This window comes from Aureimonas sp. AU4, from assembly GCF_001463765.1.
In the GTDB taxonomy this organism is placed as follows: domain Bacteria; phylum Pseudomonadota; class Alphaproteobacteria; order Rhizobiales; family Rhizobiaceae; genus Aureimonas.
This window is the reverse complement of sequence record NZ_BBWK01000023.1, coordinates 1-20,469: the sequence shown is the minus strand read 5'-3', so window position 1 is coordinate 20,469 and position 20,469 is coordinate 1. Positions and strand designations below refer to the sequence as shown.

The following is a 20,469-nucleotide window of genomic DNA, read 5'->3' as shown; positions in this document are numbered from 1 at the left end:
CGGTATGAGCGGCCTTCGCCCCGCGCGCCCGACGCCCGCCTGCGAGTTCGACTATGAGTATTACGGTGCCTTGGCCGGCCGTGTTCGACCGGGGCGCTGAGGCTTCGGGGAGATGGTTGGTGCCATCCTTCCCGAAGGTCACGCAGTCCGCCGAACTCTTTCGACCTGTCGCGGAGCAATGTATGCTTCGTGGCGAAAGCAAGGCAAGATGGGGCAGGGGCGCCTTCGGGCAAGAAGCCAAGACGATGCGGGATGGTTGGATCAGTTTCGCTGCGGCCGATCGGGAGCCGGCGTCGGTTCTGCCGCGCTGGAAGCTCCTGATCGTCGACGACGACCAGGCGGTCCACGACGGCACGCGTTTCGCCCTGCAGCGCTTCGCCCTCAACGGTCGCCGGCTCGAGTTCCACGGCGCCTATTCGGGCGAGGAGGGGTTCGAGGCGCTGCGCGCCCATCCCGACACGGCGGTCGTGCTGCTCGACGTCGTGATGGAGAGCGAGGACGCGGGGCTGCGGCTCGCGCGGCGCATCCGCCAGGATCTCGGCAACGAGCTCGTGCGCATCATCCTGCGCACCGGCCAACCCGGGCAGGCGCCCGAGCACAAGGTCGTCGTCGACTACGACATCAACGACTACAAGGCCAAGACCGAGCTCACCGCCGAGCGCCTGTTCACCGCGCTGACCTCGGCCCTGCGCTCCTACGAGCAGTTGCGCCGGCTCGACGACACGCGGCGCGGGCTGGAGCTGATCGTCCAGGCCTCGTCCGACCTCTTCTCGCGCCGGTCGCTGGAAACGCTGGGATTGGGCGTTCTTCTCCAGCTCAACGCGCTGCTCGCGCTCGAGGCCGCCGGCATCGTGCTGGCGCGCGAGAACGCCGATGCCGCCCACTCGGTTCTCGCCCGGCTCGGCACCTTCGCCGGCGAGCGGGGCGAGGGGATCGACTTCGACAAGCTGTTCCGGCGCATGGCCGCCGAGGACCGGCGCATCCTCCACGAGGACGGCACGACGCACCTCTTCCTGCGCACCGAGGGCGGGTCGGAATTTCTCGTGCTCGTCGACAACCCGACCGAGCCGAGCCCGGCGCAGGTGTCGCTGCTGACGGTCTTTGCCGCCAAGCTCGCCATCGCCTTCGACAACGCGCGCCTCCATGCCGAGATCCTCCTCGCCAACGAGGCGCTGGAGGAGCGCGTCCACCGCCGCACGGCGGAACTCGCCGCCGCCAACGCGCGGCTCGAGGCCCAAGGGGCGCAGCTTCGCCGCGTCAACGCCTTCAAGAACGAGATCCTCGGCACGATCGCCCACGACCTCAAGAATCCGCTCGGCGTCATCATGGGCCGGGCCGAGATGCTGGGCGCGCTGGCCGACCGGCTGGACGAGGCGGGCGCCGCGCCCTTCCGGCAGCAGACCGGCCCGATCCGCGAGGCCGCGCAGCGCCTGACCCGCATCCTCGACCGCTCGATCGCCGACGCCATGGCGGATGCGATGGACATCGTGATCGAGGCGCGCCCGGCCGACTTCGGGCGCATCGTGGAACGCACCGCCGAGCTTGCGCGGGGCCTTGCCGAGGCGAAGGGGCAGGTGCTGACGGTCTCGGCGGAGCCGGGGCTCGGCGCGCGTTGCGACCCGGACCGCATCGCCGAGGCAGTGGAGAACCTCGTCGGCAACGCGGTGAAGTACACGCCGGCCGGCGGGCGCATCGCCGTCAGCGCGACGCGGCATGCGGGCGAGGTGATGGTGACGGTCGCCGATTCCGGCCCCGGCCTTCGCTCCGAGGACGTCGCGCGCCTGTTCGGCCGCTTCCAGCGCCTGTCGGCCCAGCCCACGGGCGGCGAGAGCGCGACGGGTCTCGGCCTCTCGATCGTGCGCAAGATCGCCGACCTCCACGGCGGGCGCGTCGAGGCGCTCGAGCACGGACCGCTCGGCGGCGCCGCCTTCACCCTCACCCTTCCCGCCGACCGGTCCCTGGACCCGGCCCCCCAGACGAGGACGCGAGAACAGCCATGAGCGAGCCCCTGATCGTCGTGGTGGACGACGAGGCGCCGACCCGCGAGATGATCGGCGACTACATCCGCATGAACGGCTACGAGGTCGAGCTGTGCGACGGGGGCGCGAGCTTCCGCCAGCTCCTCGACCGCCGCACACCCGATCTCGTCGTGCTCGACCTCAACATGCCGGGCGAGGACGGCCTGTCGATCGTGCGCTTCCTGAAGGGCGAGACGCAGATTCCCGTGGTCATGCTGACGGCGACCGCCAGCCTCGTCGACCGCGTGGTGGGGCTGGAGCTCGGCGCCGACGACTACCTCGCCAAGCCCTGCGAGCTGCGCGAGCTTCTGGCGCGCATCCGCTCCGTGATCCGCCGCAGCACGGCGACGGCGGCGGCGAGCGCGGCGCTGCCCGAGGAGCCGCGCCCGCGCGTGCGCTTCGGCACCAAGTGGCTGGATCTCGAGGCGCAGCTCCTGTGCGACGACGACGGACAGGCCGTGCAACTCGTCCACAGCGAGTTCAGCCTCCTCAAGGCCTTCGCGGAGAATCCCCGCCGCGTGCTCACGCGCGAGCGCCTGCTCGACCTCGCCTCGGCGCGCGACACCGACGCCTTCGACCGCGCCATCGACGTGCGCATTACCCGCATCCGCAAGAAGATCGAGCCCGATCCGCAGCATCCGACGGTGATCCGCACCGTGCGCGGCTCGGGCTACGTCTTCTCGCCCACCGGATGAGTGGGGGTGAAATCGGGACGAAACACGGCCGCGCGACAATGACATCCCGTTCCTCATGATCCCCGCCCGGTCGCCCGCCGCCTCATGATCCTGTCCCGCCGCCTTCCGCTTCGTGCCGCCCGGATCCGCCTTCGCGAGCGGGCGGCGGGAGATGTCGCGGCGCGGCGGCCGGGCTGGACGCCGCGCGGGCTGCGCCCGACCATCGCCCACCGGGTCTTCCTGGTGGGGGCGATCCCGATCCTTGCGATCGCCGCGATCGCCGCGCTCTCGATCGTGCTCCTCGACCGGGCGGATCTGGCGCGTGCCGGCGCCCTGGAGGCGGCCACGATCTACCGGCAGGTCGTCTCGGGCATGGCCGCGCAGGACGCCTTCGTGCGCGCGCAGGCGAACGAGCGGGCCCGCTACGGCTCGGCCTTCAGCGCCTCGGTGACGAGCGCGGCCACGGGCCTGCAGAACCTGTCCGCGCGCATCCGCGATCCCGACCAGCTCTCGGCGATCGAGGGCACGCTCTCCACGCTCGAGCGCTATCGCCGCCTGATGGGCGACCTCACGGTCTCGACGCGGGCGAGCGACCGGCTGACCCAGTCCATGGACCGGCGCCTGGAGGAGCTCGTGCTCCTCACCGACGAGGCGCGGGACCGCCAGAAGCGCGCCAACGGCGACCTCGTGACGACGCTGGAAGGGCGCGACGCGCGCCTCCAGCGCCTGCGCGAGGTGGTGGACGGGGCGCAGGCCCTGCGCGGGGCGCTGGCCGACGGCCTGATCGCGGGCGCGCTCGACGCCGCCTCCGGCGACGCCTTCGACCGCGCGCGCATCCAGAACGGCTACGACCAGCTGGCCGAAGCGCTCCAGCGCGCCCGCAACGCCGGCATCACGGCCGATCGCCTGCCCCCGCTCGGCGAAGGCGTTGAGGGGGCGCGCTCGCTTCTCGGCTGGCTCGACCGTGAGCTGAAGATCAACGGCACGGCCCAGCGCGCGCTCCAGACCGAGATCGGCGACCTTCTCACCTACACGATCAACGCGCAGGAGACCGAGCAGGCGACCCAGTCCATCGCCATCGACACCTTGAAGCTCGGCCGCACGGGCGAGGGCGTCCTCCAGCGCCGCTCGCCCTCCGAGGTGGCGGGGCTCCTCACCATCAGCCGCGCGATCGGCGACAAGATCGCCTCGCTTCCGATCTCGCCGCTGATCCAGTCCGACATGATCGACACGGTGAAGCGCTGGCAGGACGGGTTCGACGCCATGCGCGAAGGGCTCGCCACGCAGAACGGGCTCCTGGTCGCCATGTCGGACACGGCGGGCGTCATGCTCCTGCAGGTGACCGGCCTCAACAACGAGCTGTCGCGCCATGCCGACGAGATCGGCACGGCGGTGCGCCGGATCATGGTGCTGGGCGGCGGGCTCGCCTTTCTTCTCGCCTCGGTCAGCGGGCTTCTCGTCGCGCGCTCCATCACGCTGCCGCTGCGCCGGCTCGAGCACGACATGAACGACCGCGCGGCCAACGGGGGCCTAGCGCTCCTGCCGGGCGCCGGGCGGCGCGACGAGGTGGGCTCGATGACGCGCGCCACGAACCGCTTCCTGTCGGAGCTGACGCGGCGCGAGGCGGCGCTGCGCCGCGCCAAGGACGATGCCGACGACGCCCTGCGGCGCCTGCGCGACACGCAGTCCGACCTGATCCAGGCCGAGAAGCTCGCCTCGCTCGGCCAGCTCGTGGCCGGCGTCGCGCACGAGATCAACACCCCGCTCGGCGTGGCGCTCACCACCTCCACCGCCATGAGCGGCGAGGCGGCGCGCTTCCGCGACGACGCGCTCGCCGGGCAGCTGACGCAGGCCGACTTCGAGGAGTTCGTGGAGCGCCTGATCGAGGGGGCGCGCCTCACCACCAGCAATGTCCAGCGCGCGGCCCATCTCGTCCACGCCTTCAAGCAGGTCGCCGCCGACCGCACCAGCGACGACCGGCGCCGCTTCGACCTCGGCGCCTTCACGGCCGACCTCTTCACGAGCCTCGGGCCGATGGGACGGCGCGGCGGGCACCATGTCGAGGTGTCGTGCGAGGAGGGGCTGGTTCTCGACTCCTATCCCGGCGCGCTCGCGCAGGTCCTCACCAACCTCCTGTCCAACGCCTATGCCCACGCCTTCGCGACGCGCACCGGCGGCCACGTGCGCGTCGCCATCGCGCGCCGCTGCGAGGACGGCCTGCGCATCCGCTTCACCGACGACGGGCGCGGCATCGCGCCCGCCGACCGGCCGCACATCTTCGACCCCTTCTTCACCACGCGCCGCGCGGAAGGCTCGACCGGGCTCGGCCTCCAGATCGTCTACAACCTCGTGACCGCGACGCTGGGCGGAACGATCCGCTTCACCAGCGAGGTCGGGCGCGGCACGACCTTCACCCTCGACCTGCCGCTCACCGCCCCCCAGCAGCCCGCCGGGGAGGCCGCCGACGCCCATCGCGCGCCCGCCGGCCGCCCGCTTCCCGCCCCCTCGCTCGAAGGCACGCCCGCATGATCCGCCGCGCCGCCCCCCTGCCTCTCCTGTGCGCGCTCGGCCTCCTGGCCGCCGCGCCCGCGCCGGCCCTCGCCAAGACCTTCGTGTTCTGCTCGGAGGGCAACCCGGAGGCGATGAACCCGCAGCTCGCCATCACCGGCACGGCGATGGACGCCACCAAGCCCATCTTCGACACGCTGGTGGAGTTCGAGCCCGGCACGACGCGGCTGCGCCCCGCGCTCGCCGAGTCCTGGACCGTGTCGGCCGACGGGCGCGAGATCGTGTTCCATCTGCGCCCGGGCGTCGAGTTCCAGGACAGCGACATCTTCCGGCCGACGCGCACGCTGGAGGCGGCCGACGTCGTCTTCTCGATCGAGCGGCAATGGCGGAGCGACCACCCGTTCCACGCCGTTTCCACGCCGCGCTTCGACTACTTCCAGGACGCGGGCATGCCGGAGCTTCTGGAAAGCGTGGAGGCGGTCGACCCGCTGACCGTGCGCATCCGGCTGCGCGAGCCCAACGCGCCGTTCCTCGCCAACTTCACCATGCCCTTCCTGTCGATCCTCTCGGCGGAATACGCCGACACACTCCTGCGCCGGGGCACGCCCGCCGAGATCGACACGAAGCCGATCGGCACCGGACCCTTCCGCTTCGTCGACTTCCGCCCCGACGTCCTCGTGCGCTACCGCGTCTTCGAGCGGTCTTGGCGCGGCCGGCAGGCGATCGACACGCTGGTCTTCTCGATCACGCCCACCGCCTCGGCGCGCCTCGCCAAGCTCGCCTCCGGCGAGTGCCACGCCAGCGCCTATCCCGACGCCGAGGACATGCGCGCCATCCGCGCCAATCCCGAGCTCAAGCTCTACGAGAGCCCCGCCTACAACGTCGGCTACATGGCCATCAACACGTCGCGCCCGCCCTTCAACGACCGGCGCGTGCGCCAGGCGATGAACTACGCCATCGACAAGCGGGCGATCATCGACGCCATCTACGGGGCGGGCGGCATCGAGGCCGCGAACCCGCTGCCGCCCGCCAACTGGGCCTATGACGAGACGGCCGAGAGCTATCCCTACGATCCGGAACGGGCGCGCCGGCTCCTGCGCGAGGCGGGCCTTGAGAAGGGCTTCGACGCCGATCTCTGGTACACGCCGGTCTCGCGGCCCTACAATCCCAACGGCATCCGCGTCTACGAGATGATCAGCGCCGACCTCGAGAAGCTCGGCATCCGCACCTATCCGCGCACGGCCGAGTGGAACAGCTACCGCTCGGTCATGCAGGACGGCAACGTGCCGCTCGCGCTCTACGGCTGGACCGGCGACAACGGCGATCCCGACAACTTCATGACGACGCTGCTCAGCTGCGACACGGCGCGGATCGGGGGCAACAACATCGCCCGCTGGTGCGACAAGCGCTTCGACGAGCTGATCCGCCGGGCCAGGACGCAGGCCGACCCGGAGATCCGCCGCGAGCTCTATGTCGAGGCCGAGCGCATCTTCCGCGAGGAGGCCCCTTGGGTGCCGATCGCCCACTCGGTCTTCGCGGTGGGCGCGCGCCGCGAGGTGCGCAACTTCGTGATGGACCCGCTCGGCTACCACAACTTCACCGGCGTCGACCTCGTTGGCGGCGCGGACGCGGCGGCGGGGCGAAATAGTACGGCACCCTGATCGTGCAAGAAATAATCGCTTCCGGTCGATAGCCGGGCAACCTCCACCGGGGTTTCACATTATCGCGAGCGGCCCGCCACCGACGCACGAGACGCGTGTGCTCGTCGGCCCGCCTGGTGGAGATTGTCATGAGCACACTCGCGGTCACGGCGTCAGCCGCCCGTCCCGCCCGCTCGCGCTCGCTCAAGGCGCTCGGCGCGGTGAACTTCTTCCTGGCCGACGTGCGCGACGGGCTGGGCCCCTTTCTCGGCATCTTCCTGATCGGGCGCGGCTGGGACACGGCCACGATCGGCCTCGTGATGACGATCGGCGGCATCGCCGGCATGCTCGCCACGACGCCGCTCGGCGCGCTCGCCGACGCCACGCGCGCCAAGCGCTTCATGGTCGCCTTCTGCGCCGGCCTCGTGATCGCCGCCTCGCTCGCCATCCTCTTCGTGCCGAGCTTCGCCTTCGTCACCGCCTCGCAGATCGCGACCGGCATCGCGGGTGCCGCGATCGGCCCGGCCCTCGCCGGCCTGACGCTCGGCCTCGTCGGCCAGAAGGGGCTGGCGCCCCAGCTCGGCCGCAACGAGGCTTGGAACCACGGCGGCAACGTCGTGGCCGCCGCCGGCTCCGGCTATTTCGGCTACGAGTTCGGCCTGCCGGCCGTGTTCACGCTGATGACCGGCCTGGCGGTCGCCTCGATCATCGCCGTTCTCCTGATCCGTCCCGAGGACATCGACCACGACGCGGCGCGCGGCCTGGAGAAGGAGGAGGGCAAGGAAAGCGAGGCGCCGTCGGGCTTCGGCGTCCTGTGGCGCTCGACCCCGCTCCTGATCCTCGCCGCGACCCTCATGCTCTTCCACTTCGGCAACGGCGCGATGCTGCCGCTGCTCGGCCAGCAGGTCGCCTCGCAGCAGCAGCAGGCGGACGGCGCGAACGGGGCGGGCGCCGCGAACGGGTCCGCGACGGCGACCGGCGGGTCCTCCGCAACGCCCGCCGCCAACCAGCCGGCCGGCAACGGCAGCGCGACCGCGACCGCCATCTCCCCCGGGCAGGCGACCTCCGGCCGCCCGGCAGCCGAGCCGGCCCAGCCGCAGCACACCACGATCCAGTCGCTCCTGACCGATCCGGTCTCCTACACGGCCGCGACCGTGATCATCGCGCAGCTCACCATGGTGCCGGTGGCGCTGCTCGCCGCGGGCTTCGCGGGGCGGCGCGGCTACTTCCTGCTTCTTGTCGCCGCGCTCGCCGCCATGCCCCTGCGCGGCCTTATTGCCGGCCTGTGGCCGAACCCCTATGCCTTGATCCCCGTGCAGATGCTGGACGGGGTGGGCGCGGGGCTGCTCGGCGTCGCCGTCCCGGGCCTCGTCGCGCGCATCCTGCGCGGCACGGGCCACGTCAACGCGGGCCTCGGCGCGGTGATGACCGTGCAAGGGGTGGGCGCCTCGCTCAGCCCCGCCATCGCCGGCCTCATCGTCGAGCGCTTCGGCTTCTCGACCGCCTATCTCGCGCTCGCCGGCTTCGCGCTCTGCGGTCTCGTCCTGTGGCTCGTCTCCGCGCCCAAGGTTGCCGCCGCCTGCAAGGGCGAATAGAGCGCCGCCCAGCATTCGGCAGCGGCGGCCCGCCGGCCGATTCGCCCTGAAAACCGCTCCGTCCCGAGGACGCGTCCGCCCGCCCGTTTTCCGCACGGGACGGGCGCGGCCGCCCGGGGCGCGGCACCCGACCGCACGGCCCGCCACGGGCAACGCATTCTCGAAGGAACGGCAGGACGATGGGCGGCAACGCGGGTATCTGGCTGATCAGCGCGCTGAGCGTGGCCGGCGTGATCTTTCGGCCCTTCCGCTGGCCGGAATGGATCTTCGCCGCGGTGGGCGCCGTGCTTCTCGTGGCGCTCGGCCTGATCTCGCCGCGCGACGGGATCGCGGGCGTGCGCTCCGGCCTCGACGTCTACCTCTTCCTCGCCGGCATGATGCTGCTCGCCGAGATCGCGCGCCGCGAGGGCCTGTTCGACACGCTGGCGGCGCTCGCGGCCAAGCGCGCCGACGGCTCGCCCGAGCGCCTCTTCGTCCTGATCTACCTCGTGGCGACGCTGGTCACGGTATTCCTGTCGAACGACGCGACCGCCGTGGTGATGACGCCGGCCGTGGCCGCCGTGGCGCGCGCGGCCCGCGCCCCCGACGCCGTGCCCTACCTCCTCGTCTGCGCCTTTGTCGCCAACGCCGCCTCGTTCGTCCTGCCGATCTCGAACCCGGCCAACCTCGTGGTCTTCGGCGAGCACCTGCCGCATCTCGGCGAGTGGCTGGCGCGCTTCCTCCTGCCCTCGGTGCTGTCGATCGCCGCGACCTTCGCGTGCCTGCGCTGGTCGCAGCAGGGCGCGCTTCAGGGCCGGCTCGGCGAGGCGGTCACCGTGCCTCCGCTCAGCCATGGCGGGCGCGTGGCGGCGATCGGCCTGTGCGTCGCCGCGCTCGTGCTCGTGGTCGCCTCCTCGCTCGGCTTCGAACTTGGCTGGCCGACGCTTCTGGCCGCCCTCGGCACGCTCGCCCTCACCTCGATCGCCGAGCGCCGCGCCCCGTGGGGACCGCTCGGCGGCGTGTCCTGGGACACGCTGGTGCTGGTGGCGGGTCTCTTCGTGATCGTGCGCGCGCTGGAGCTCAGCGGCGTGCAGGACGCGCTGGCGCAGGCCTTCCAGGGACCGCTGAACGCCGCGCCCCGCATCGGGTCGCTGGCCATCGGCACGGCGCTCGCCATCCTCACCAACCTCACCAACAACCTGCCGCTCGGCCTTCTGGCGGGCGCCTTCGCGCAAGGGGTCGAGCTGCCGCAGCGCGTGGTGGACGCGATCCTGGTCGGCGTCGACATCGGCCCCAACCTGTCGGTCACGGGGTCGCTCGCGACCATCCTCTGGCTGACCGCGCTGCGGCGCGAGGGAATCGAGTTCGGTGCCTGGCGCTTCCTGAAGCTCGGCTTCCTCGTCATGCCGCCGGCCCTCGTCCTCGCGCTTCTCGCGGTCGCCTTCCAGCCCTGGTAGCCGACCGCACCCGCTGCCGACGTTTCGACGCAGTTTTCCGATTTGTCATGATCGGCGCGCTCGATCGGGTGTAGACGATTGGCGCGCAAATCGTTGTTGCCGTCAGCACTGGCGCCGGACATCGGAGGACCCTCCCATGAGACACAGCTCGCAGTCCCGCTTCTCGCTTCCCGCGATCGCCATGCTGGCGCTCGGCGGCGCGGCGGTCGCCGTGGTGCTGGCCTCGAACGGCGCGGAGGCCGACGAGGCCATGCGCCGGGTTCCCGCGCCCAAGACCGAGGCCGCGGCGCCCGCCGGCCAGCAGACGGCGGTGCTCGCCGGCGGCTGCTTCTGGGGCGTCGAGGGCGTGTTCGAGCATGTGCGCGGCGTGACGCACGTCGAATCCGGCTATGCCGGCGGCAAGGCCGACACGGCGACCTACGAGGAGGTCTCGACCGGCCGAACGGGCCATGCGGAAGCGGTGCGCGTCACTTACGACCCCTCGCAGATCACCTATGGCGAGATCCTGCAGATCTACTTCTCGGTGGCGCACGACCCGACGCAGCTCGACCGCCAGGGTCCCGACCACGGCACACAGTATCGCTCGGCGATCTTCGCGCAGAACGATGCCCAGACGACGGAAGCCAAGGGCTACATCGCGCAGCTCGACGGCGCCAAGACCTACGGCAAGCCGCTCGTGACAAAGATCGAGACCGGCGCCTTCTACCCGGCCGAGGAGTATCATCAGGACTTCATGGCCCGGAACCCGACCTATCCCTACATCGTGGTCAACGACCGCCCGAAGGTCGAGGCCCTGCAGAAGCTCTTCCCCGAGCGCTACCGCACCGAGGTCGCCGCCAAGGCGGGCTGACGGATCAGGGGATCGCGCGGACGCGGCGCAGTTCGGCCAGGATCGCGCGCGCCGCCTCTTCGGGCGCGGGCGCCACGAGGCGCGTGCCCGCGCCCCGGGCCGCGTCCGCCACGATCGGCGCGCGGCGGCGTAAGGGGCGCTCCTCGACGCCGTCCGGCATCCCGGGCGCGTCCGGCATAGAATTGGCCTCGCGCCGCTCCACCCGGCCGCGCCGCTCGCGCGCATAGGCGTAAGGGGCGGGCGCGGGCGCGCCGGCATGAGCCACCACCATGAGCGGCCCGGACGCGGCGAGAACGCGCCGCGCGCCGCGCGGCAGTGCCTCCGTCACCTCGACGTTGTCACCCGTGCGCGTGAGCGCGACGGCCCCGCCGGCGATCTCCCATCCCAGCCATTCGGCAAGCCAATAGGGCACGAGCCCCGTCTCGTCGCCGCCCACCGAACGCGGCCCCGCAAGCGCCAGCGCGAGGCCCTCCGCCCGCAAGGCATAGGTGAGGGCCGGCACGGGATCGGTGCCCTCCGGCAGCGCGAGATGGACGAGGCGGTCGAGCCCGTGGCCGAGCGCGCGCGCCGGGCCTGTCGGATCCGCGCCGGCGAAGAAGCCCGTGACCTCGCCGCCGAGCGAGCGGGCCAGCGCCAGCGCCTGCAGCTCGCCGCGCGTCGGCATGGGGCGTCCCGACACGGGATGGCGGCTCGCCGACAGGAGAAGGGCGACACGCATGCTCATTCGCCCCGCGCGAGAAGGTCGAGCATCGCCCGCATCACCGGACCGGCATCGGCAACGACGGCGAGGCTCGCGCGCTCCACCATCGCGGCGTGGAGGTCGGTGTTGACGGCGACGACGTTGCGGCAGCCCGCGATGCCCTGCAGATGCTGCGGCGCGCCGGCAATGCCGAGCGCGAGGTAGCAGTCGGCCATGAGCACCGTGCCGCTCGCCCCGACCTGGGTCTCGCGCGGCATGAGGCCGGCGTCGCACAGCATGCGGCTCGCACCCGGCGTCGCGCCCAGCGCCTCCGCCAGCGCACGGAACAGAGCAAGGTCCGCCACGCCGTTGCCGGCGGCGGCCACGAACTCGGCCTCCGCCAGCGGCTGACTGCCGCGCGCAGCGGCAAGACGGCGTGTTTCACGCGAAACAACGGGCGCCGGCTCGGCGGCGATCGGGCGCGCCTCGCGCGGGGCCTCGGGCTTCACGGCGATCATGTTTTTGGCGAGGGTGACGATCGCGGCGCCGTGCACGATCTGGTCGACGCCCCGGCCGCGAACGGCGCGCACCATCGAGCCGTCGGCCGATACGGCTTCCGCTCCGGCGAAGAAGAGGCGGCCGGTGCGGGCAGCAAGCCGGCGCGCGAGGTCGCCGCCCGCCTCGCTTTCGGGGCAGAGGATGTGCGGCAGGGCGAACTGGTCCCAGACCGCCAGCACCCGCTCGAAACGGCTCGCCGGATGATCCTCGGGCGCAATCACGACGAGGCGGTCCGCGCCGAGCGACCCGGCCTCCGCGACCGGGCGGTCCGCGACCAGGACGACGCCGCCCGCCGGGCCCGCCCAGCGACGCGCGGCGGCGAGGCATTGCCGGTCGTGCGGCGTCAGCTCGTCCTCGCCCGGATCGACCACCACGAGAACGCGCAGCGCGGCGTCCTCGACGCGGATCGGCTCGGGCTCTCGCACCGGGGATGGGGTGGGCGCGGGCGCGATCGCGGCGGCGGCGGGTGCAAGGCTGCGGTCGAGGCGCAGGCGCCCGGCGGGGCCGGGCAGGAGCACGGTGTCGCGGCGCGGGTCGCGGCGCGGACGCTTGGGCGCGGCGGCGGCCCAGTCGAAGCGCGGACGCCCCGGCTCCCCGACAAGGCGATGCGCTTCGCGCTCCGTGCGCGGGTCGCGGCGCGGGCGCATCAGACGCCCACCGCCACGCGCGGCGCCTCGGCGGGCACCAGCGCGCGCAGGGTGAGCTCCGCGATGTCGAGGACGTCGGGGCGCTCGCCCGCGACGCCCTCCAGCATCACGGCGCATTGCGGGCAGGCGACGGCGACGAGCGCGGCGCCCGTCTCGGCCGCCTGCGCCATGCGGATGTCGGGAATGCGCCGCTCGCCCGCGACGTCGCTGAGCGGGGCGCCGCCGCCCCCGCCGCAGCACAGGGCACGGGTGCCCGAGCGCGCCATCTCGCGGCGCTCGAGACCGAGGCGGTCGAGGAGCCGGCGTGGGGCGTCCACCTCGCCGTTGTAGCGCGCGAGATAGCAGGGGTCGTGGAAGGTCACGGCCTCGCCGCCGGCCGGTTTCAGCGCGAGACGGCCTGCGGCCGCGAGTTCGTCCAGGAAGGCGGTGTGGTGGACGACCTCGAAGCGTCCGCCGAGCGCGGGGTACTCGTTGCGGATCGTGTGGAGCGAGTGCGGATCGGCGGTGAGGATGCGCCTGAACCTGTACCGGTTCAGCGTCTCGATGTTGAGCCGCGCGAGGCGCTGGAACGTCGCCTCGTCGCCGAGCCGGCGCGCGAGGTCGCCGCAGTCGCGCTCCTCCTCGCCCAGCACCGCGAAGTCGACCTTCGCGGCCCGCAGGAGCTGCACGAGCGCACGCAGCGTGCGGCCCGTGCGCAGATCGAAGGCGCCGGTGCCCAGCCACAGGAGGATCTCGGCCCCGCCGCGCTCGCGCATCAGCGGCACGTCCGGAGCGAAGTCGGTGCGGTTGCCGAGCGGGTTGCCGCCCGGCTCGTCGGCCCCGCGCAGCTCGGCCAGCGCGGCTTCCGCATGTGGCGGCACGGCGCCGCGCTCCAGCGTCTGGAAGCGGCGCAGATCCACGATCGCGTCCACGTGCTCGATCATCATCGGGCATTCGGCCACGCAGGCGCGGCAGGTCGTGCAGCTCCAGAGCGTGTCGGGATGCACCAGCGCGCCCTCGCCGATCACCGGGGCATGAAGGCCGGAGGTGCCGGCGACGGGCCGCGCATGGGGATAGGGGCTGCCGGCATAGGTCGTGTTGCCGCCCGGCGTCATCGCGGCCGCCAGGTCCTGGACGAGGCGCTTGGGATTGAGCGGCTGGCCGGCCGCAAAGGCCGGGCAGGCCGCCTCGCAGCGCCCGCACTGGATGCAAGCATCGAAGGACAGGAGCGTGTTCCACGTGAAATCGGCCGGCGTTTCCGCGCCGAGCTTCTCCGCGTCGAGCGCGAGCGGGCGCAGCGCCGTGTCGCGCCGGTCGTGGCCGAAGCGTGCCGGCCGGGGATGGGCGGCGAGCCATGTGGCGCCGGCCACGGCGTGGCGCATCGGCCCGGCGCCGACGCTCCAGGCAAGCCCGAGGCCTCCGACGGCGGCGAGCGCGAGGCCGCTCCAGCCGATGGCGGGCGGCAGCGCGAGGGCGTGCGTTCCGGCCGCCAGAAGACCGCCCAGCGCGAGGCCGAGAAGAAGAAAGGGCAGAACCTGAAACGCGCCGCCCGACAGGCGCTGCGGCCTGGCGGGATAGCGACGGGCACCGACCGCCACCGTTCCCGCGAGCATCAGGAGAAAGGCGAGCGCGTCAAGGCCGGCAAGGACGCGCGAGGCGCCGAGCGGGGGCAGGAGCGCGAGCGCGGCGAGGGCGCAGGCCGCGATGAGGCCGCCGGCCACGGCCGCGTGCATGCGCGCGGCATAGGGGTCGCGTGCCACGACGGCGTGGACATCGTGAAGGTAGCGGCCGGGAAGCGCCAGAAGCCCGGCGCGCCAGTCGACCGGGGCGGGCGTGCCCGCGCGCCAGAGCCGGACACGCGGCCAGAGACGCAACGCCGCGACCAGGACCATCAGAAGAACGAGGAGCCCCAGCGCGGCGGTCACGGGCGCGGCCTCACAGGTCCTTGCACAGGCGCAGCGCGTCGTAGATCGCGGCGTGGATGTTGCGCCCCGCCACCGCGTCGCCGAGCCGGTAGAGCTGGAAGCCCTCGCCGCCACCTGGCTGCGGACGGCCCTCGACCAGCGCCTCCTGGTCGATCTGGCCGTGGTTGGCGGAGCGGTCTTTCAGCGCGAAGTAGAGCGCGTCCACGGGCTTGGTGCCGTAGTCCACCACGACGCGGTCGACGACGCGCTCCTCTTCCGCGTCCGTATAGGTGTTGCGCAGCGCCGCGACGAGGCGGTTGCCCTCGGGATAGACCTCGATCAGCTCCATGTTGGGCGTCATCACGACGCCGAGCTTGTAGAGCTCGCGCAGGTGGACCGGCTGGTTCGTGGTGCCGATCTCCTCGCCCACCATGCGGTCGTGGGTCGCGATCTCGACGAGGCAGCCGCGCTTGGCCATGAGCTCGGCGGTCGAGGCGGCGTTGTGCTGGCCCATGTTGTCGTAGAGGAGCACGGTGCCGGTTGGCTCGACGCGGCCTTCCAGAACGTCCCAGGTGGACACGGCGTGGCGCTCGGCGCCGGTCGCGTGGCCCATGTTCGGCAGGCCGCCGGTCGCCACGATCACCACGTCGGGCGCCTCGGCCTCGACGAGCGCGGCGGTGGCCTCCGTGCCGAGCCGCACGTCGACGCCGAGCTTTGCGACCTGCCCCTCCAGCCAGCGCGGGATGCCGGTCAGCGCCTCGCGCCAGGTTCCCTTGGCGGCGATGCGGACCTGCCCGCCGAGCTGGCTGGAGCGCTCGAACAGGACGACGCGGTGGCCGCGCGCGGCCGAAACGCGCGCCGCCTCCAGCCCCGCGACGCCGCCGCCGATCACGACCACGGTCTTGCGGCGCCCGTCGGTCCTGGGGACGACGTGCGGCATGGTCGCCTCGCGGCCCGTCGCCGCGTTCTGGATGCAGAGCGCGTCGCCGCCGACATAGATGCGGTCGATGCAGTAGCCCGCGCCCACGCACTGCCGGATGTCGTCGGCCCGGCCGGCTTCGAGCTTCGCGACGAGGTGCGGATCGGCGATATGGGCGCGCGTCATCGCGACCATGTCGACATGGCCCTCGTGAACGGCCCTGGCGGCGGTGGCCAGATCCGTCACGCGCTGGGCGTGGAAGACCGGCACGTCCACCTCGCGCTTCACCGCGCTGGCGATGGGAAGGAACGGCGCGACGGGGAAGCTCATGTTCGGCAGCGACACGGCGTGGGCGATGTGGTCGCGCGCCTGGCCGCCGATGACGTTCAGGAAGTCGACGAGGCCGCGCCGGCTGTATTCGGTTGCGATGCGGGTGAGGTCGTCGGCCGACAGGCCGTCCGGGATCAGCTCGTCGCCCGACATGCGGATGCCGATCACGAAGTCCTCGCCGGCCGCCTCGCGCATGGCCTCCAGCACCTCGATGCCGAAGCGCATGCGGTTCTCCAGCGAGCCGCCATAGCCGTCCGTGCGCCGGTTCGAGCTCGGACTCCAGAACTGGTCCACGAGATGGCCGTGAGCGGCCGAGATCTCGCAGCCGTCGAGCCCGCCTTCGCGGCACCGCCGGGCGGCCTCGGCAAAGCCGCGCACGACGCGCGCGATGTCCTCGGGCTCCATCTCCTTAGGAATCGAACGCGAGGCCGGCTCTCGCTCCACGGACGGGGCGACCACCGGCATCCAGTTGTCGGTGTTGTCCTTGGTGCGCCGGCCCATGTGGGTGAGCTGGATCATGAGCTTGGCGCCGTGCCGGTGGATGCGGTCGGCGAACTCGCGGAAGAACGGCACGACGGCGTCGTCGACCACCGAGACCTGCGCCCAGGGAGTGGCCGGGCTGTCGATCGCGACCGAGGAGGAGCCGCCGAACATGGTGAGGCCGATGCCGCCCTTGGCCTTTTCCTCGTGGTAGAGCTGGTAGCGCTCGGCCGGCTTGCCGCCGACGCCGTAGCCCGGCGCATGGCTCGTCGACATGACGCGGTTGCGGATCGTCAGGCCCCGGATCGTGATCGGGCGCAGGAGAGCTTCGGCATGGGCGATCATGAGGCGAGCTCCGGCTGGCGGACGGCGGCAGGGGCGGCGCGCTCGGCGCGCGGCGCGCGGCCGAAGCGGCGGCGATAGGCGGCCGAGAAGTGAGGCGGCGAGGCGAAGCCGCAGGCGACCGCGATCGAGGTGACGGCGAGGTCCGACTGGCGCAGGAGCTCGCGCGCGTGGTCGAGGCGCAGGCGCATCGAGAACTCCGCCGGACCGACGCCGAGATGGTGGCGGAACAGGCGCTCGAGCTGGCGCACCGACAGGCCGACGCGGTTCGCCACCGCCTGGACGGCGAGCGGAGCGTCGACCGTGCGGCGCATGAGCTGGGCCGCCTCGGAAAGCGCGGGGTGGCCGCGCGGCGAGGGCGGCACGGCCGGATGCTGCGGCTCGGCGCCACCGCGCAGGCGGTCGAGCACGAACTGCTCCGACAGGCGCCGCACGGTGTCGGCCCCGAGCCGCGCCTCGATGAAGCGGGCCATCATGTCGAGGGGCGCCGAGCCGCCGGTGCAGGTGAAGCGGTCGCGGTCCACCACGAAGAGATCTTCCGTGAACTCGACGCGGTCGAACTCCTCGCGCACGGCGGCCAGATTCTCCCAGTGGACCGCGCAGCGATAGCCGTCGAGGAGACCGGCCTCGGCCAGCGCGAAGGCGCCGGTGCACAGGCTTCCGAGCGGCACCCGCGAGCGCGCGAGGCGCCGCAACGCCTCGACGGTCGCGCGGTCCACCGCCTGGCGCACGTCGACGCCGCCGCAGACGAGCGCCGCGTCGAAGGGCGCGGCCTCGCGCAGCGAGCGGGTCGGCCCGAGCGAGAGGCCGTTCGAGGCGTTGACGCCCGCGCCGTCGGCGGTGACGATCTGCCAGCTGTAGGTCGGGCCGGCGAGGTAGTTCGCCATGCGCAGCGCCTCGACGGCGGCCGAGAGCGCGATCATCGAGTAGTTCGGCAGCGTCAGGAACGCAAAGCGCGTGACGGCGCCGAGGTCGACCGTTGCGCTCACCGCTCGATCACCACGTCGGACAGCGGCTTGGAGCAGCACAGGAGGATCTGCCCGGCGTCGATCTCGCGCTGGCGGATGCCGCCGCCGTGGTGCATCTCCACCTCGCCGCTCGCCTTCTTCGACTTGCACGTGCCGCACAGGCCCTTGGTGCAGGAGGCTGGCAGGCGGATGCCGGCGCGCCGCGCGGCTTCGAGGATCGTCACGTCCTCGGGGCAGTCGACATGGCGGCGCGTCTTGGCGAACTCGATGCGGAAGACGCGCGCCTCGCGCTTCATCTCGGCCTTGGCCTCGACGGCCTCCGCCTTCTCGGTGCCCGCGAGCTCCGCGAAGTCGAAGCTTTCCTCGTGGTGGTGCGCCATCGCGAAGCCGGCGCCCGCCAGCATCTCGCCGACGGCGCGCATGAAGGGCGCGGGGCCGCAGACGAAGACCTCGCGCTCGCGCCAGTCCGGCGCGATACACTCCAGCATCGGCAGTGTGAGGCGCCCGCGATAGCCGCCCCAGCCGACGCCCGGCGCGTCGCGCTCCACCACGAAGGCCGTGCGAAACGCGCGATCGCGGCGCGCCATGAGATCCAGCTCGTCGCGGAACACGATGTCGAGCGGCGTGCGGGCGGCGTGGACGAAGACCGTGTCGCGCGCCTCGGCCCGGTCGAAGCCGGTGCGCGCCATGGACATCATGGGCGTGACGCCGCTGCCGCCCGACAGAAGCAGGGTGCGCGCGCGGGAGGAGGGTTGGCGCGCCCAGGAGAACTCGCCCATCGGCCCGCTGGCCTTGACCGCAACGCCCGGGCGCATGTGGTCGTGCAGCCAGTTCGAGACGGGGCCGCCGGGCACGCGCTTGACGGTGATCGACACGGTGTCGGGGCGCGAGGGGGCGGATGCGATCGTGTAGCAGCGATAGACCGGCTCGCCCGCGACCGGAAACTCGAAGGTCAGGAACTGGCCGGGATCGAAGCGGAACGCGCCGCCCGAGCGCGCCGCGAAGACGAAGGTGCTGACGTCGTGCGTTTCCTCGCGCACGGCGCGGCAGACGAGATGCTCGTCCTCCTCCGGGTTCCAGAGGGCGGGACCGTTGCGGGGGGCGAGCGCATCCATGGCGGCCTCTAGAGCGCCGGCCCGCCGGCGGGGTCGAAATGCTCGCGCATGCGCCTGATGTACCAGTTGCAAAACTTGTCGACGAGCATCTCGGTATGGGGCGAGTAGGGGCCGGGCTGGTAGGCGCTGGTGCGCGCGCCGGCCTGGCAGAAGCCGACGAGCTCGGAATCTTGCGCGTTGGTCGCCATCCAGACGTCGATGAGGTTCTGGAGATCGTAGTCGACGCCCTCCACCGCGTCCTTGTGAACCAGCCACTTGGTGCGCAGGAGCGAGCGCTCGGCGTCGAGCGGGATCACCGAGAAGCACACCGCGTGGTCGCCCATGAAGTGGTGCCAGGAGTTGGGCTGGGTCCAGAAGTGGAGCCCGCCCATCTTCGCCGAGGGAAAGGCGCCGAGCGGCACGCGGCAGGCGGCCTTGGTGTCCATCGTGTGGGACTCGCCGTCGCCGTCGAGAGGCAGGCGCTCGGTGCGGTAGCCCGTGACGCGGTCGTCCAGATGCTCCAGCATGCGGCTCGGGATGCCGTCGCGCTCCCACGCGCCGTGACTGTCGGTGACGAGCGTGCCGTAGCGCGCGGCCTGCTCGCGCTCGGCCTCGTCGAGGTCTTCCGGTGCGAAGCCGAAGCCGTAGGCGAAGAGCGGCACGGTGAGTTCCGGATGGTTCGCCCCGCAGTGGTAGCACTCGCGGTTGTTCTCCATCGTGAGCTTCCAGTTGCCCGGCTCGATGAGGTCGTGCGTGTAGGCGATCTTGGCGTTCCGGATGTCGTGCGGCGCGATGTAGGGGCCCATGGCGGCGGCCATGTCGTCGAAGTCGGCCGGGGGCTCGTCGGCAAGGCACACGAAGAGCAGCCCCTCCAGCGAGCGCAGGTGGACGGACTTGAGGCCGTGGCACTTCGGGTCGAATTCGGCGCCCATATGCTCGGCGTGGATCAGGTCGCCGTCGAGATTGTAGGTCCAGGAATGGTAGCGGCAGACGAGGTTGCCGACCGTGCCCTTGTCCTCGTGGACGAGGCGGGCGCCGCGGTGGCGGCAGACGTTGTGGAAGGCGCGCACGTTCATATCGTCGTCACGGACGATCAGGATGGCGTTGCGCCCGATGTCGAGGGTCATCACGTCGCCGGGCTCGGGAACGTCGGGCTCGACGCCGACGAAGATCCAGGTGCGCTCGAAGACCGCTTCCATGTCGGCGGCGAAGATCGCGGGGTCCGTGTAGAACGGCGCCTCCAGCGAATAGCCCGGCCGACGGCGGCGCAGGAGCGAGGCGAGCGGCGTCTGCGTGCGGTCGAGCATGGCATCACACCTCATGAAGGCGGGCGGCGATGGAGGGCAGTCTGGAGCGTTTCCAGGTCGCCCACATCCATGGAGGCGACAGGAAATGTCATTTTTGCGACACGAGCCTCACGCGGCCAGCGAGCGCGCCTCCTCGCGCAGGAGCCCGAGCGCGTAAGGGGCGAACGAGCGCCAGACATCCACGAGGAAGCAGTCCGGGCCGGTGCGCCAGAGCACGATCTCGGTCTTGGCGAGCACCGTTCGGGTCAGGGCGCCCGGCGGAAAGGCGGCGAGGCCGAGGTCGAGCGGGCAGGATGCGTTGAGCGCGAGCGCGGCATCCGCACCCTCGACCCGCAGGGTGACGGACCGGTGGGAGACGTCGACGAGGCTGTGCGGCGTGTCGCCGATCGCCTCGGCCGCACGGGCGGCGATCGCCTCCGCCGTTTCGCTGCGCGAGACGAGGAGCCATTCGTCGGGCCCGAGCCAGAGGGCCGAGACGTCGGCCCCGTCCGCCGCGCGGCAGGCCTCGCGCGGAAGCGCGAGGCCGAGCGCCGCGCCGAGC

15 protein-coding genes are annotated in these 20,469 nt (G+C 72.2%); 7 read left to right on the top strand and 8 right to left on the bottom strand.

The features are described 5' to 3' along the window. Nucleotides 1-245: 245 nt before the first annotated feature. The 7 genes from AUL35_RS08290 to msrA all read left to right on the top strand — a co-directional run bounded on the left by AUL35_RS08290 (nt 246) and on the right by msrA (nt 10,721). Entirely contained in the window at nt 246-2,000 is a 1,755-nt protein-coding gene (locus tag AUL35_RS08290) for a DUF3369 domain-containing protein (RefSeq protein WP_062013940.1), read from the top strand. Beyond that, the gene (locus AUL35_RS08285; protein ID WP_062013933.1) at nt 1,997-2,713 is read left to right on the top strand and encodes a response regulator; all 717 of its coding nucleotides are present in this window, start codon (nt 1,997-1,999) and stop codon (nt 2,711-2,713) included. Before AUL35_RS08290 ends, AUL35_RS08285 begins: the two co-directional genes overlap by 4 nt. An 84-nt stretch (nt 2,714-2,797) precedes the next feature. Then, nucleotides 2,798-5,221, top strand: coding sequence for a HAMP domain-containing sensor histidine kinase (locus tag AUL35_RS23055; RefSeq protein WP_062013931.1), 2,424 nt, complete (start codon nt 2,798-2,800; stop codon nt 5,219-5,221). Continuing rightward, nucleotides 5,218-6,861 (top strand): ABC transporter substrate-binding protein, encoded by a 1,644-nt coding sequence (locus AUL35_RS08275; RefSeq protein WP_062013928.1) that lies wholly within the window; start codon nt 5,218-5,220, stop codon nt 6,859-6,861. The genes AUL35_RS23055 and AUL35_RS08275 overlap by 4 nt, the downstream gene beginning before the upstream one ends. A gap of 128 nt (nt 6,862-6,989) precedes the next feature. Further along, complete coding sequence (locus AUL35_RS08270) at nt 6,990-8,435, top strand: MFS transporter (RefSeq protein ID WP_062013927.1); 1,446 nt, start codon at nt 6,990-6,992, stop codon at nt 8,433-8,435. Nucleotides 8,436-8,614: 179 nt separating this feature from the next. Beyond that, on the top strand, nt 8,615-9,871 hold the full coding sequence (locus tag AUL35_RS08265; protein WP_062013925.1) for an arsenic transporter: 1,257 nt from the start codon (nt 8,615-8,617) through the stop codon (nt 9,869-9,871). A gap of 136 nt (nt 9,872-10,007) precedes the next feature. After that, entirely contained in the window at nt 10,008-10,721 is a 714-nt protein-coding gene (msrA, locus tag AUL35_RS08260) for a peptide-methionine (S)-S-oxide reductase MsrA (protein WP_062013923.1), read from the top strand. Nucleotides 10,722-10,725: 4 nt separating this feature from the next. Here the strand turns inward: msrA and AUL35_RS08255 are convergent, their stop codons facing one another. The 8 genes from AUL35_RS08255 to AUL35_RS08220 all read right to left on the bottom strand — a co-directional run. Beyond that, entirely contained in the window at nt 10,726-11,439 is a 714-nt protein-coding gene (locus AUL35_RS08255) for a hypothetical protein (protein ID WP_062013939.1), read from the bottom strand. 2 nt (nt 11,440-11,441) lie between these two features. Next, nucleotides 11,442-12,605 (bottom strand): electron transfer flavoprotein subunit alpha/FixB family protein, encoded by a 1,164-nt coding sequence (locus AUL35_RS08250; RefSeq protein ID WP_306304360.1) that lies wholly within the window; start codon nt 12,603-12,605, stop codon nt 11,442-11,444. Next, nucleotides 12,605-14,509 carry a DUF3483 domain-containing protein gene (locus AUL35_RS08245; protein WP_156417898.1) on the bottom strand — a complete coding sequence of 635 codons (1,905 nt, stop codon included), beginning with the start codon at nt 14,507-14,509 and terminating at the stop codon, nt 12,605-12,607. The genes AUL35_RS08250 and AUL35_RS08245 overlap by 1 nt, the downstream gene beginning before the upstream one ends. Before the next feature lie 10 nt (nt 14,510-14,519). After that, on the bottom strand, nt 14,520-16,562 hold the full coding sequence (locus AUL35_RS08240) for an NADH:flavin oxidoreductase (protein ID WP_062013921.1): 2,043 nt from the start codon (nt 16,560-16,562) through the stop codon (nt 14,520-14,522). Beyond that, entirely contained in the window at nt 16,559-17,548 is a 990-nt protein-coding gene (locus AUL35_RS08235; RefSeq protein ID WP_062013919.1) for a GlxA family transcriptional regulator, read from the bottom strand. The genes AUL35_RS08240 and AUL35_RS08235 overlap by 4 nt, the downstream gene beginning before the upstream one ends. Beyond that, complete coding sequence (locus tag AUL35_RS08230) at nt 17,545-18,642, bottom strand: FAD-binding oxidoreductase (protein ID WP_062013917.1); 1,098 nt, start codon at nt 18,640-18,642, stop codon at nt 17,545-17,547. The genes AUL35_RS08235 and AUL35_RS08230 overlap by 4 nt, the downstream gene beginning before the upstream one ends. Nucleotides 18,643-18,650: 8 nt before the next feature. Next, nucleotides 18,651-19,928, bottom strand: a complete 1,278-nt coding sequence (locus AUL35_RS08225) for an aromatic ring-hydroxylating dioxygenase subunit alpha (protein WP_062013915.1) — start codon at nt 19,926-19,928, stop codon at nt 18,651-18,653. 108 nt (nt 19,929-20,036) lie between these two features. Then, a partial coding sequence (locus tag AUL35_RS08220) for a sarcosine oxidase subunit gamma (protein ID WP_062013913.1) occupies nt 20,037-20,469 on the bottom strand: 433 nt, incomplete at its 5' end.

What these genes read in the sequence shown, in the direction of transcription:
- AUL35_RS08225 (WP_062013915.1), bottom strand. Translation starts at nt 19,928, where the DNA reads ATGCTCGACCGCACGCAGACGCCGCTCGCCTCGCTCCTGCGCCGCCGT.
- AUL35_RS08230 (WP_062013917.1), bottom strand. Translation starts at nt 18,642, where the DNA reads ATGGATGCGCTCGCCCCCCGCAACGGTCCCGCCCTCTGGAACCCGGAG.
- AUL35_RS08285 (WP_062013933.1), top strand. Translation starts at nt 1,997, where the DNA reads ATGAGCGAGCCCCTGATCGTCGTGGTGGACGACGAGGCGCCGACCCGC.
- AUL35_RS08275 (WP_062013928.1), top strand. Translation starts at nt 5,218, where the DNA reads ATGATCCGCCGCGCCGCCCCCCTGCCTCTCCTGTGCGCGCTCGGCCTC.
- AUL35_RS08270 (WP_062013927.1), top strand. Translation starts at nt 6,990, where the DNA reads ATGAGCACACTCGCGGTCACGGCGTCAGCCGCCCGTCCCGCCCGCTCG.
- AUL35_RS23055 (WP_062013931.1), top strand. Translation starts at nt 2,798, where the DNA reads ATGATCCTGTCCCGCCGCCTTCCGCTTCGTGCCGCCCGGATCCGCCTT.
- AUL35_RS08265 (WP_062013925.1), top strand. Translation starts at nt 8,615, where the DNA reads ATGGGCGGCAACGCGGGTATCTGGCTGATCAGCGCGCTGAGCGTGGCC.
- AUL35_RS08290 (WP_062013940.1), top strand. Translation starts at nt 246, where the DNA reads ATGCGGGATGGTTGGATCAGTTTCGCTGCGGCCGATCGGGAGCCGGCG.
- AUL35_RS08255 (WP_062013939.1), bottom strand. Translation starts at nt 11,439, where the DNA reads ATGCGTGTCGCCCTTCTCCTGTCGGCGAGCCGCCATCCCGTGTCGGGA.
- AUL35_RS08250 (WP_306304360.1), bottom strand. Translation starts at nt 12,605, where the DNA reads ATGCGCCCGCGCCGCGACCCGCGCACGGAGCGCGAAGCGCATCGCCTT.
- msrA (WP_062013923.1), top strand. Translation starts at nt 10,008, where the DNA reads ATGAGACACAGCTCGCAGTCCCGCTTCTCGCTTCCCGCGATCGCCATG.
- AUL35_RS08240 (WP_062013921.1), bottom strand. Translation starts at nt 16,562, where the DNA reads ATGATCGCCCATGCCGAAGCTCTCCTGCGCCCGATCACGATCCGGGGC.